The organism is Kluyvera sp. STS39-E, assembly GCF_040932435.1.
In the GTDB taxonomy this organism is placed as follows: Bacteria; Pseudomonadota; Gammaproteobacteria; order Enterobacterales; family Enterobacteriaceae; genus Kluyvera.
Genome location: NZ_JBFQGA010000002.1, coordinates 179,015 through 191,403 on the forward strand (window position 1 = coordinate 179,015; position 12,389 = coordinate 191,403).

Consider the following 12,389-nt stretch of genomic DNA (forward strand, 5'->3'; position numbering starts at 1 on the left):
CAATGAGTCTGAAAGATAAAACACAAACCCTGTTTGCCGAAAAGTTTGGCTACCCTGCTACCCATGTGATTCAGGCTCCGGGCCGCGTAAACCTGATTGGCGAGCACACCGACTATAACGATGGTTTTGTGCTGCCTTGTGCTATCGACTACCAAACCGTGATCAGCTGTTCACCGCGTACTGACCGCTTGGTTCGCGTCATTGCCGCCGATTACGACAATCAGATTGACGAATTTTCCCTCGACGCCCCTATCGTCGCGCATGACACCCAGCAGTGGTCAAACTACGTGCGTGGCGTGGTGAAGCACCTGCAAAAACGTAATAGCGCGTTTGGTGGCGCAGATCTTGTTGTCAGTGGCAACGTGCCGCAGGGCGCTGGATTAAGCTCCTCTGCATCGCTGGAAGTCGCCGTTGGTACCGTGTTCCAGCAGCTGTATCAACTGCCGCTGGATGGCGCACAGATTGCGTTAAACGGCCAGGAAGCGGAAAACCAGTTCGTCGGCTGTAACTGCGGCATTATGGATCAGCTGATTTCAGCGCTGGGTAAGAAAGACCATGCGCTGTTGATCGACTGCCGTTCATTAGGCACCAAAGCCGTCTCCATGCCGGAAGGCGTCGCGGTGGTGATTATCAACAGTAACTTTAAACGCACCTTGGTCGGCAGCGAGTACAACACTCGCCGCGAGCAGTGCGAAACCGGTGCACGTTTCTTCCAGCAGCCCGCGCTGCGTGATGTCTCCATTGAGCAGTTCAATGCCGTTGCCCACGAACTGGACCCTATCGTTGCCAAACGCGTGCGCCACGTGCTGACTGAAAACGCGCGTACCGTGGAAGCGGCATCCGCACTGGAGAAAGGCGACCTGCTGCGTATGGGCCAACTGATGGCAGAATCTCACGCCTCTATGCGCGATGATTTCGAAATTACCGTGCCGCAAATTGATACCCTCGTTGAGATCGTGAAAGCAACCATCGGTGAGAAAGGCGGCGTGCGCATGACCGGCGGCGGTTTTGGCGGCTGTATTGTCGCACTGATCCCAGAAGCACTGGTTCCGGCGGTGCAGCAGGCGGTTGCCGAGCAGTATGAAGCTAAAACCGGTATCAAAGAGACGTTCTACGTGTGCAAACCATCACAAGGAGCCGGCCAGTGCTAAGTCAATCATCAACGCTGGCCGCCGACGGTCAGCCGTATCAACTGATTACATTACGCAACGCCAACCACGTTGTGGTGACCTTAATGGACTGGGGCGCGACGCTGCTGTCCGCGCGTATCCCGCTGCAAGACGGGAGCGTACGTGAAGCGCTGCTGGGCTGCGCTTCGCCTGAACAATACAGTAAACAGGCTGCCTTCCTTGGGGCATCTATTGGTCGCTACGCTAACCGTATTGCGCACAGCCGTTTCACGGTGGATGGAACAACGTTCAACGTTGCCCCAAGCCAAGGCGAACACCAACTACACGGCGGCCCGGAAGGGTTTGATAAACGCCGTTGGGCTATTGCCTCGCAAACCCCAAACGAAGTGGTGTTTACCCTCACCTCTAAAGATGGCGATCAGGGCTTCCCCGGTACGCTTCTGGCGACGGCGACCTATCGTCTGACCGACGATAACCGCATTTCGATTGAGTACCGGGCGACGGTCGATAAAGCCTGTCCGGTGAACCTGACTAACCACGTCTACTTCAATCTGGATGGCGCGCAGACCGACGTGCGTAACCATACGCTGCAGCTGATGGCAGATACCTATCTGCCGGTGGACTCCAGCGGTATTCCGCATGAAGGTCTGAAGGATGTCGCGAGCACCAGCTTCGATTTCCGCCAGCCGAAAACCATCGCGCAGGATTTTTTAAGCGACAGCGACCAGCAAAAGGTCAAAGGCTACGACCATGCTTTCCTGTTGCAGGCGCAAGGCGATGCCAGCAAAGTCGTCGCCAATGTTTGGTCGCAGGATAAAAAGCTGCAGATGGCGGTCTACACCTCGGCTCCGGCGATTCAGTTTTACTCGGGTAACTTTCTAGACGGCACCTTGTCTCGTACCGCCGAGCCGTATACCGCATGGCAAGGGCTGGCGCTGGAGAGTGAATTCCTGCCGGATAGCCCCAATCATCCGGAATGGCCACAGCCGGACTGCGTCCTGCGTCCGGGTGAGGAGTACGTGAGTCTGACGGAATATCAGTTTACCGCTCTGTAACAGTGCATTTGCCGGGTGGCGCTAACGCTTACCCGGCCGGCTTTTCTCTACCATCTATCGGGCAAGCCTGCCGTTCTTTTATCCATATCGCTGAAATTAACGCCACACGCAGACAAAATAATAACGCTGAGTTCACATGCGCCTTACACTGAGAGACTATTTTCGCTATGGTTATGCATAAGCGTTGCTGCTGAGGCAATCACGGCAATATAATGAGAATTGTTATCATTCAATAAAGCTTGAGGAGTGAGAGTATGGCTGTAACTAAGCTGGTACTGGTTCGTCACGGTGAAAGTCAGTGGAACAACGAAAACCGTTTCACCGGTTGGTACGATGTTGATCTGTCTGAGAAAGGCGTTAGCGAAGCAAAAGCGGCGGGTAAACTGCTGAAGGCTGAAGGCTTCAGCTTTGATTTTGCTTATACCTCTGTGCTGAAACGTGCCATCCACACATTGTGGAACGTGCTGGATGAACTGGATCAGGCCTGGCTGCCGGTTGAGAAGTCCTGGAAACTGAACGAGCGTCACTACGGTGCGCTGCAGGGTCTGAACAAAGCGGAAACCGCTGAAAAATACGGTGATGAGCAGGTTAAACAATGGCGTCGCGGCTTTGCGGTTACCCCGCCAGAGCTGACTAAAGACGACGAGCGTTTCCCAGGCCACGACCCGCGCTACGCGAAACTGACCGATAAAGAGCTGCCAACCACCGAAAGCCTGGCGCTGACCATCGAACGTGTTGTGCCTTACTGGAACGAAACCATTCTGCCACGCCTGAAAAGCGGTGAGCGCGTTATCGTTGCCGCTCACGGTAACTCCCTGCGTGCGCTGGTGAAATTCCTCGACAACATGGGCGAAGATGAAATCCTCGAACTGAACATCCCTACCGGCGTACCGCTGGTATATGAGTTCGATGAGAACTTCAAACCTATCAAACATTACTATCTGGGCAATGCTGACGAAATCGCAGCTAAAGCCGCAGCGGTAGCAAACCAGGGTAAAGCGAAGTAATTTCGCACTGGGTAAGAAAAGAAAAAGCGTGGATATTTCCACGCTTTTTTTTATTTCTGAGGGGAATGAAAAACTCGGCGGATTAACCGCGACGCGCTTTCACCGCATTCGCCAGCTGGCGCAGGATAGTATCGGTATCATCCCAGTTAATGCAGGCATCGGTGATGCTCTTACCGTAAACCAGCGGTTCGCCGCTATCTGGGTTTTGGTTACCTTCCACCAGATGACTTTCAATCATCACACCCATAATCGCTTTCTCGCCGTTGGCTACCTGCTGGCATACGTCCGCCCCAACTTCCATCTGCTTTTTATACTGCTTGCTGGAGTTAGCGTGGCTGAAGTCGATCATGATTTGCGCCGGTAGGCCCGCTTTTGCTAGACCTTCTTTCACCGCCGCCACATGGGAGGCGCTGTAGTTTGGCTCTTTGCCGCCGCGCAGAATGATATGGCAGTCACCGTTGCCGCTGGTGTTCACAATCGCCGAATGACCCCATTTGGTCACCGACAGGAAACAGTGCGGCGCACCAGCGGCGTTAATGGCATCGATAGCCACTTTAATCGTGCCGTCGGTACCGTTCTTGAAGCCCACCGGGCAGGAAAGACCGGAAGCCAGCTCGCGATGAACCTGTGATTCAGTGGTACGCGCACCAATGGCGCCCCAGCTCATCAGGTCGGCCAGATACTGCGGGGCTATCATATCAAGGAACTCACCCGCCGCCGGCAGGCCGGTATCGTTGATATCCAGCAGCAGCTTACGCGCAATACGCAGGCCGTCGTTAATCTGGAAGCTGTTATCCATGTGAGGATCGTTGATAAGCCCTTTCCAGCCAACGGTCGTGCGTGGTTTTTCAAAATAGACACGCATGACAATTTCCAGCTCGCCGTTCAGTTCCTCACGGATCTTCAGCAAACGCTGTGCGTATTCTTTAGCCGCTATCGGATCGTGAATAGAACATGGGCCAATCACGACCAGCAGGCGATCATCTTCCCCTTTCAGGATCTGATGAACAGCCTTGCGCGCTTGAGAAACGGTATTTGCAGCGTTTTCAGTGGCGGGGAATTTTTCAAGGAGTGCTACAGGAGGTAATAACTCGTTGATCTCTTTAATACGTAAATCGTCGTTCTGATAATTCATGACTGTTCCAGTGTTGCCATACTTATACAATTGAGTGCAATCCCTTAAATCTATATCGTCAGCCAAAAAGTGTAAACTGACTTTTACACTTTAGCCGGGTTATTACTGGAAAAACCCCACAAAATAGAATTTAATATCAATAAATAACCGTAAACCCACCAAAAATTAAAATATAGAACTACAAACAACGCTAAAAACAATATATATCAACCTAACAAAGCCAAGTCGACGTTATTTTGCCCGGCAATGCGGTGCATCTATTTCTGTGCGTAAAAAGCAAAGATCTGCAATGATGTCAGATAGTCACGTTCAAAAAAACGAAGGATAAGGCTCATGAAGCACAAGCAGGATCCACACGCGCATTCCGTACCTGATGATGGTAATGGCCGCCGCTTGCTGCTGGCTTTCGGCGTTACGGCTGGTTTCATGGTCATTGAAGCCATCGGCGGGGTTGTATCCGGTTCGCTCGCGCTGCTCGCCGATGCCGGGCACATGTTAACGGACTCTGCCGCCCTACTATTCGCCCTGCTGGCAGTGCATTTTGCCCGGCGTCCTCCAAGTGGACGGCACACTTTTGGCTGGTTACGTCTTACCACCCTTGCCGCCTTCGTTAACGCTATTGCCCTGCTGTTCATCATCATTTTGATTGTCTGGGAAGCGGTGAAGCGTTTCTATACCCCACAGCCGGTAGCAGGAGCGACCATGATGGTGATTGCCGTCGCCGGGCTGCTGGCGAATATTTTGGCATTCTGGATCTTGCATCGTGGCAGTGAGGAAAAAAACCTGAACGTGCGTGCAGCTGCGCTGCATGTGATGGGCGATCTGCTCGGCTCGGTAGGGGCGATTATCGCGGCGGTCGTTATCATGACTACCGGCTGGACGCCTATTGACCCGATTTTGTCGGTGCTGGTTTCTTGTCTGGTTCTGCGAAGCGCGTGGGGGCTGCTAAAAGAGAGTCTCAATGAGCTGCTTGAAGGCGCGCCGAAGTCCATGGATGTCGCTGCATTAAAACGCAATATGCGCCGTACGCTACCGGAAGTGCGCGATGTCCATCATGTGCATGTATGGTTAGTTGGCGAGAAACCGTTGATGACGCTGCACGTGCAGGTGGTGCCACCGCACGATCATGACGCCTTGCTGGGAAGGATCCACCATTTTCTTGAACAGCAGTACCAGATTGACCATGCAACGGTACAGATGGAATACCAACCCTGTAGCGGCCCGGAATGCCACCTTAACGAGGCACATTCCGAGCATGGGCATCATCACCATCATTAATGAGATAGCGCGCGAGAGCCGCGCTCACGCGCGCTATTCATCCACATACGGCTGCCGTTCAGGGCGATAAAGGTCAGGATCAGGTATTCCAGCGCCATGGCATAGACACCCTGCAAAGTGAAAATAGCCACGCTAATCACATTGATGACCACCCACAGCAGCCAATTCTCAACGTATTTTCGCGTCATCAGGATCATCGCCGCAATCGACAACACCATCATGCAGGAGTCCCAGAATGGGAATGCGTCCGGCTGCAAGGCGGGCATCGTCACGTTCATCCCCAATCCCTGCATTACGTCCACCGCCACACGAGTCAGCACGGCAAATACCGGGTCGATATAAACAGACATCAGGCCAATCGCAATAACGCAGGCTGCCAGCCAGGCTAACGCTTTCGGCAGCGGGAGCCAACGGATCTGCAGTTCCGCTTCATGATGACCGGTTTGCCGTGACCACGCGTACCAGCCATAAATGTTGGCAGCGAAGAAGAAAACCTGCAGTAGCAGGCTAGCGTAGAGCTGGATCTGGAAAAAGATAATGGCAAACAGCGTGACGTTAATCAGCCCGAAAAGATAGTTAACGATCTTCTCAAGGCTTGCCAGCCAGATACACAGCAGACCCGCGATGGTGCCTATCGCTTCAATCCATGACAAGTCATACCCACCTGCGCCTATTGGGATGTGCACCAGAATGTTTTGCGTACTTAAAAAATCCATTTCAACTCCAGCATGTTAGACGGTTACCCTCGAAGTGTAGCCGCAAAATCAAGCATACGGTTCAACGGTATTAACGCGCCCTGGCGAAGTTGCTCATCGACATGGATTTCATGCGCCGCGCCACCGTTCTCGAGGCTTTCGGCAATGGCCTTAAGGCCATTCATCGCCATCCACGGACAATGTGCACAGGTGCGACAGGTTGCCCCTTCCCCAGCGGTTGGCGCTTCAAAGAGTTCTTTTTCAGGAACTGCCTGCTGCATTTTGTAGAAGATGCCGCGATCGGTAGCCACAATCAGCTGCTGATGTGGCAGGGTTTTCGCCGCGTTAATCAGCTGGCTGGTAGAACCTACCGCATCGGCCATATCAACAATAGCCTGCGGTGATTCTGGATGTACCAGCACCGCCGCCTGCGGATAGAGCGACTTCATCCGGCTCAACGCCTGGGTTTTAAACTCGTCATGAACGATACACGCGCCTTGCCAACACAGGACATCGGCACCGGTTTGTTTTTGCACATAGCGGCCCAAGTGACGATCCGGCGCCCAGATGATTTTCTCACCCAAACTATCAAGATGTTCAATTAGCTCGACGGCGATGCTCGAAGTTACCACCCAATCAGCGCGCGCTTTTACTGCTGCAGAGGTGTTGGCGTAAACCACCACGGTGCGATCCGGATGCGCATCGCAGAAAGCGTTAAACGCGTCGATTGGACAGCCGAGATCCAGCGAACATTCCGCATTCAGCGTTGGCATTAGAATCGTTTTTTCCGGGCTCAGGATTTTTGCCGTCTCGCCCATAAAACGCACACCCGCAACAAGCAGCGTTGAGGCCGCATGTTTTGCGCCAAAACGCGCCATCTCCAACGAGTCAGAGATACAGCCACCGGTCTCTTCCGCCAGTTGCTGGATCTCAGGGTCGGTATAATAGTGCGCGACCATAACCGCATTACGCTCTTTGAGTAAGCGTTTGATTTTTTCACGATAAAATTGTTTCTCATCGTGAGTTAACGGCATTGGCTTCGGCGGAAATGGGTAAATCGCTGCTTCTGGATCAAACATCACGCTCATCATGCTTCTCGTTTTACTGGCTTAACGAAATAAGCGGTATTCAGGCTATGGTCTGCCACAACCGCGCTTTTATGTTTTATATGCTAAACAAGATAGCGGATTACGTCAGAAAAGTCGTGATGAATTTTGAGCGTTCGTTGGACTCGCCCGTGATGAGTTACAGGGACGCTTAAAGATATGTTTAGTGAATTGAGTTTCTAAATCGCGGATAGCAAAAAGGCGCCTTTAGGGCGCCTTTCTACACTGGTGGGGCGTGCAGGATTCGAACCTGCGACCAATTGATTAAAAGTCAACTGCTCTACCAACTGAGCTAACGCCCCCAAATATGGGGTTTTACAACTTTACTCTTTCAGGATGGTGGGGCGTGCAGGATTCGAACCTGCGACCAATTGATTAAAAGTCAACTGCTCTACCAACTGAGCTAACGCCCCATAAGGGTGCTGCCTGAAAGATTTTTACTCGGAACCACCATTAAGATGGTGGGGCGTGCAGGATTCGAACCTGCGACCAATTGATTAAAAGTCAACTGCTCTACCAACTGAGCTAACGCCCCGAGTGGTGGGTGATGACGGGATCGAACCGCCGACCCCCTCCTTGTAAGGGAGGTGCTCTCCCAGCTGAGCTAATCACCCGATACTGCGCTGGATACTGCTTTTCGTGGTTTACACCACGCTCTACCGAAGTAGATGGTGGGGCGTGCAGGATTCGAACCTGCGACCAATTGATTAAAAGTCAACTGCTCTACCAACTGAGCTAACGCCCCACTATTTTCGCCGCTTTCAGGCTGTTTGATATCCCTTGGCAACGGCGGCATATATTACTGAATTCAGAATTCAGCGCAACAAAAATTTCGACAAAGATCGCTTAACTGCTTATGTTTCATGCGGCAAGACCAGAAATAACACGATTTCTGGTCTTACTTTACGCATTACAATCCGCTAAGACGTTTTTGCGCCTGTTTCGCACCGTCGGTACCTGGGTACTTGCTGACAACCTGCTGGTAAACCGCTTTCGCTTTTGCGGTATCCCCTTTGTCCTGCATGATAACCCCGACCTTAAACATCGCGTCCGCCGCCTTTGGCGACTTCGGATAGTTTTTCACTACCGATGCAAAATAAAACGCCGCATCATCTTTTTTACCCTTGTTGTAATTCAACTGCCCCAGCCAATAATTTGCATTTGGCTGATAAGTTGATTCAGGGTACTTTTTGACGAAGTTTTGGAATGCTGCAATCGCGTCATCCTGGCGAGCGTTATCCTTCACCAACGCAATCGCTGCGTTGTAGTCGGTATTCGCATCGCCCGTCTGCGCAGGCACGCCTGAAGATGCCGTATCGCCGCCTGCAGGCGCTGCTGCTGCCGCCGCATTGCTTTGGTCACCCGAAGCTTGCTGCGTCTGCGCACCGCTGCTACTGCCGCTAAGGCTGTCAATTTGCAGCAAGATCTGTTTTTGACGATCAACAACCTGATTCAGCTGATACTGACTTTCCTGGATCTGACCACGCAGGGCATCAATATCGGTCTGATTATCGGAGAGTTGCTGCTGGAGTTGGGTCAAAAGCTGACTGTGAGCATTAGAAATACGCTCGAGTTGAGTGACACGGTCTTCGACCGAGCCTGAGCCGACACTACTGATTGGCGCCTGAGCAAAAGCGGCCCAAGGGGCCGCTATGCCAACCAGTAACGACAGACTCAACAGGTGATGTCTGAAGTTACTGCTCATGCAATTCTCTTAGTAAACCAGTACGGCACGACGGTTTTTGGAGTAAGCCGCTTCGTCGTGACCCAGTACTGCAGGTTTTTCTTTACCGTAAGAAACGATGGAGATCTGGTCAGCAGAAACGCCTTTACCCTGCAGGTACATTTTAACGGCGTTAGCACGACGCTCACCCAGAGAGATGTTGTACTCAGGAGTACCACGTTCGTCCGCGTGACCTTCTACGGTGACTTTGTAAGACGGGTTGCTACGCAGGAAGTTAGCGTGTGCATCCAGCATTGCAGCGAAGTCAGAACGGATATCGTACTTGTCCAGATCGAAGTAAACGATGTTGTTCTGCTGCAGCTGCTGCATCTGAAGACGAGCTTGCTCTTCAGAAGACATGTTGCCGTTACCGTTCGCATCCATACCAGTGCCGGCACCCAGCATGCCTTCGCCGCTCTGGTCATTGCTAGCGTTCTTGTTAGAAGAACATGCCGCGATTGCCATAACAGGCAGAGCGATCATCAGCCCTTTCAGCACTTTGTTCAGTTGCATTTCTATGATTCCTTTAGTAATCAATTCATTAATTATTATTACAGATACGGCGACCAGGCAGGGAATTTGACCTGTCCATCAGTTGCCGGAAGACGCGCTTTGAAACGCCCATCTGTAGAAACCAGATTCAGCACGGATCCCATCCCCTGAGAAGAGCTGTAGATTACCATAGTGCCGTTAGGTGCCAGACTTGGCGTTTCGTCCAGGAACGTTGACGACAATACTTGTACGCCACCCGCTACCAGATCCTGCTTAGCAATGTGTTGCTGCCCATTATTTGAGCTAACCATTACCATAAACTTACCGTCGCTGCTCACATCAGAGTCCTGGTTCTGCGAACCTTCCCAGGTAATACGCTGCGGAGCACCGCCGTTGACATTCACTTTATACACCTGCGGACGACCGGCCTGGTCAGAGGTAAAGGCCAGATTCTGGCTGTCCGGGAACCAAGTTGGTTCGGTGTTGTTGCTACGACCATCGGTGACCTGACGGATCTGGCCGGAACCAATATCCATTACATACAGGTTCAGGCTACCGGTTTTAGACAGGGCAAACGCCAGTTTGCTGCCATCCGGAGAAAACGCCGGTGCACCGTTGTGACGTGGGAACGAAGCCACCTGACGCACCGCACCGTTAGCCAGAGTCTGGATAACCAATGCAGAACGACCGCTTTCGAAGGTCACATAAGCCAGTTTAGAACCGTCTGGAGACCACGCCGGAGACATCAGCGGCTGCGGAGAACGGTGAACCACGAACTGGTTGTAGCCGTCGTAATCCGATACACGCAACTCATACGGGAACTGACCGCCGTTGGTCTGCACCACGTAGGCAATACGCGTACGGAACGCACCTTTAATGCTGGTCAGCTTCTCAAACACTTCGTCACTGGCAGTATGGCCGGCATAACGCAGCCACTGCTTGTTCACTTTATAAGTGTTCTGCGCCAGCACGGTACCCGGTGCTGCGCCGGTATCAACCAGCTGATAAGACACATTATAGCTGCCATCGGCATTAGGGGTTACCTGGCCAACAACCACCGTGTCAATGCCCAGTGCAGACCAAGCTGCTGGCTGAACTTCCTGAGCGGTACCCGGCTGCTGTGGCAGACGAGAGCGGTCTAATGGGTTAAATTTCCCGCTGTTACGCAGGTCGGCGCCAACAATGCCGCCAATATCTTCAGGCGCAGCACCCGGCCCAGCCCACTGGAACGGAACTACACCAATCGGACGCGCTGAGTCCACCCCTTGGGTGATCTCGATACGAACTTCTGCGTGCAGCACCACTGCCCACAGCATTAGAAAACCAAATGCGACTCGTAATGCCTGCTTCATCATTTCTCCCTTATCCAGGCGGAAAGCCCACGATAATTTAGCAGAATGTTAACAAACTAAAATATACAAAACTACCACAATGCTGCCACGGCCTTAGACTGTTTTCCCCGAATATTCGGGGAATTCATTACAGTTTGAAATCCAGTTTGGCATCTTTAATTTTTTCATAAACAGCCTGGCTTGGCGGTTTAGGAAGTTTGGCCGTTTTCGCGGCGGTCAGTGCGGCCTGACACAAAGCAGGGTCTCCCCCCTCCTCTGTCACATCCAACAGCAAACCATCTGACGCAAGCTTGATGTGCAGTACACAGGTTTTGCCCGCAAACATATCTGCGCCGTAGAGACGGCTTTGGATAGCATTACGAATTTGCGTGGCATAAGCGCTGACGTCTGCACCTGACGCACCGCCATTTGCACCGCTTGTACCACTATCTTTCGCTGGCTGACCACTACCTTTCGCACCACCGCCACTTTTCGGTGCATTCTTACCTGAACTGAGATCGCCCAGCAGGTCATCAACACCGGAAGCAGCCGCAGCTTTTTCCGCAGCAGCCGCTTTCTTCGCCGCAGCAGCTGCAGCTTTCTTATCGGCAGCAGCTTTATCAGCGGCGGCTTTCTTGTCTGCAGCAGCCTTTTCAGCAGCGGCCGCTTTTTCGGCTGCGGCTTTTTCGGCAGCAGCTGCCTTAGCGGCTTCAGCTTTCTCTGCGGCAGCGGCAGCTTTATCAGCCGCGGCTTTTTCCGCTGCGGCCTTTTTCGCAGCCTCAGCTGTCGCTTTTTTCTCGGCGTCCGCAGCAGCTTTTGCAGCGGCAGCTTCGGCAACTTTTTTGGCGTCTGCTGCGGCTTTCGCCGCTTCTGCTTCAGCTTTTTTCTGTGCATCCGCGGCCGCTTTCTTCGCCGCGTCTGCTGCGACTTTAGCCTGTGCATCTGCTTTTGCTTTGGCGTCTGCTGCAGCTTTCTTCGCGGCTTCCGCCGCCTCTTTAGCCTGCGCGTCCGCTTTCACTTTGGCATCTGCCGCGGCTTTCGCCGCCGCTTCTTCAGCTTGTTTTTGCTGCTCCTGCGCCTGCTTCGCCGCATCCTGAGCCTGCAAACGCTCTTTTTCCAACGCTTTCAAACGTTCCTGCTCGGCAGCCTGCTTTTCACGCAGCTCTTCAGCCTGCTGCTGTGCCTGTTTTTCACGCTGCTCTTGCGCGCGCTTTGAACTGGCCTGCTGCTGCTGAGTACGATTATAGTTATCGACGACCGCACCGGGATCGACCATGACCGCGTCGATGGACGAACCACCACCGCCGCCGGCTGAAGCGTCTATATGCTCGTCGAACGAACTCCAGATCAGCGCCGCAAACAGAATGACGTGCAGCACTGCTGAAATAATTATCGCTCGTTTAAGCTTGTCGTTTTGTTCGGTTGCCTTTGACACTC

Annotated in this window: 11 protein-coding genes and 5 tRNA genes; 4 read left to right on the forward strand and 12 right to left on the reverse strand. The window is 52.7% G+C overall.

The features are described 5' to 3' along the window. The first annotated feature begins 2 nt into the window (after positions 1-2). From galK to gpmA, 3 genes are all read left to right on the forward strand, one after another. On the forward strand, positions 3-1,151 hold the full coding sequence (gene galK, locus AB4K05_RS04390; protein WP_368478802.1) for a galactokinase: 1,149 nt from the start codon (positions 3-5) through the stop codon (positions 1,149-1,151). Further along, positions 1,145-2,185: a galactose-1-epimerase gene (gene galM, locus AB4K05_RS04395; RefSeq protein ID WP_368478803.1), complete on the forward strand. Its 1,041-nt coding sequence runs from the start codon at positions 1,145-1,147 to the stop codon at positions 2,183-2,185. The genes galK and galM overlap by 7 nt, the downstream gene beginning before the upstream one ends. Positions 2,186-2,439: 254 nt before the next feature. Further along, on the forward strand, positions 2,440-3,192 hold the full coding sequence (gene gpmA / locus AB4K05_RS04400) for a 2,3-diphosphoglycerate-dependent phosphoglycerate mutase (RefSeq protein ID WP_368478804.1): 753 nt from the start codon (positions 2,440-2,442) through the stop codon (positions 3,190-3,192). Between the two features lie 82 nt (positions 3,193-3,274). On the opposite strand, the gene aroG is transcribed toward gpmA, so the two are convergent. Next, complete coding sequence (gene aroG / locus AB4K05_RS04405) at positions 3,275-4,327, reverse strand: 3-deoxy-7-phosphoheptulonate synthase AroG (RefSeq protein ID WP_368478805.1); 1,053 nt, start codon at positions 4,325-4,327, stop codon at positions 3,275-3,277. Between the two features lie 333 nt (positions 4,328-4,660). On the opposite strand from aroG, the gene zitB reads away from it, so the two are divergent. Next, complete coding sequence (zitB, locus tag AB4K05_RS04410; protein ID WP_368478806.1) at positions 4,661-5,605, forward strand: CDF family zinc transporter ZitB; 945 nt, start codon at positions 4,661-4,663, stop codon at positions 5,603-5,605. Here zitB and pnuC read toward each other — a convergent pair. The 11 genes from pnuC to tolA all read right to left on the reverse strand — a co-directional run bounded on the left by pnuC (position 5,602) and on the right by tolA (position 12,387). After that, entirely contained in the window at positions 5,602-6,321 is a 720-nt protein-coding gene (gene pnuC, locus AB4K05_RS04415; RefSeq protein WP_368478807.1) for a nicotinamide riboside transporter PnuC, read from the reverse strand. The two genes, zitB and pnuC, sit on opposite strands and share 4 nt — an antisense overlap. A gap of 23 nt (positions 6,322-6,344) precedes the next feature. Further along, positions 6,345-7,388: a quinolinate synthase NadA gene (gene nadA / locus AB4K05_RS04420; protein WP_368479158.1), complete on the reverse strand. Its 1,044-nt coding sequence runs from the start codon at positions 7,386-7,388 to the stop codon at positions 6,345-6,347. Positions 7,389-7,632: 244 nt separating this feature from the next. Further along, positions 7,633-7,708: transfer RNA gene (locus AB4K05_RS04425), tRNA-Lys, on the reverse strand. A gap of 35 nt (positions 7,709-7,743) precedes the next feature. Continuing rightward, positions 7,744-7,819 (reverse strand) — tRNA-Lys (locus AB4K05_RS04430). Between the two features lie 46 nt (positions 7,820-7,865). Beyond that, positions 7,866-7,941, reverse strand: a tRNA-Lys gene (locus tag AB4K05_RS04435). 3 nt (positions 7,942-7,944) lie between these two features. Beyond that, a tRNA-Val gene (locus AB4K05_RS04440) sits at positions 7,945-8,020 on the reverse strand. A 55-nt stretch (positions 8,021-8,075) separates the two neighbouring features. Then, positions 8,076-8,151: transfer RNA gene (locus AB4K05_RS04445), tRNA-Lys, on the reverse strand. Positions 8,152-8,316: 165 nt separating this feature from the next. Continuing rightward, positions 8,317-9,111: a cell division protein CpoB gene (gene cpoB, locus AB4K05_RS04450; RefSeq protein ID WP_368478808.1), complete on the reverse strand. Its 795-nt coding sequence runs from the start codon at positions 9,109-9,111 to the stop codon at positions 8,317-8,319. A 9-nt stretch (positions 9,112-9,120) separates the two neighbouring features. Further along, a complete protein-coding gene (gene pal, locus AB4K05_RS04455; protein ID WP_061283404.1) occupies positions 9,121-9,642 on the reverse strand; it encodes a peptidoglycan-associated lipoprotein Pal in 522 nt (173 codons plus the stop codon). Positions 9,643-9,680: 38 nt separating this feature from the next. After that, on the reverse strand, positions 9,681-10,973 hold the full coding sequence (gene tolB / locus AB4K05_RS04460) for a Tol-Pal system beta propeller repeat protein TolB (protein WP_368479159.1): 1,293 nt from the start codon (positions 10,971-10,973) through the stop codon (positions 9,681-9,683). A gap of 127 nt (positions 10,974-11,100) precedes the next feature. Beyond that, positions 11,101-12,387 carry a cell envelope integrity protein TolA gene (gene tolA, locus AB4K05_RS04465; RefSeq protein ID WP_368478809.1) on the reverse strand — a complete coding sequence of 429 codons (1,287 nt, stop codon included), beginning with the start codon at positions 12,385-12,387 and terminating at the stop codon, positions 11,101-11,103. Positions 12,388-12,389 lie beyond the last annotated feature (2 nt).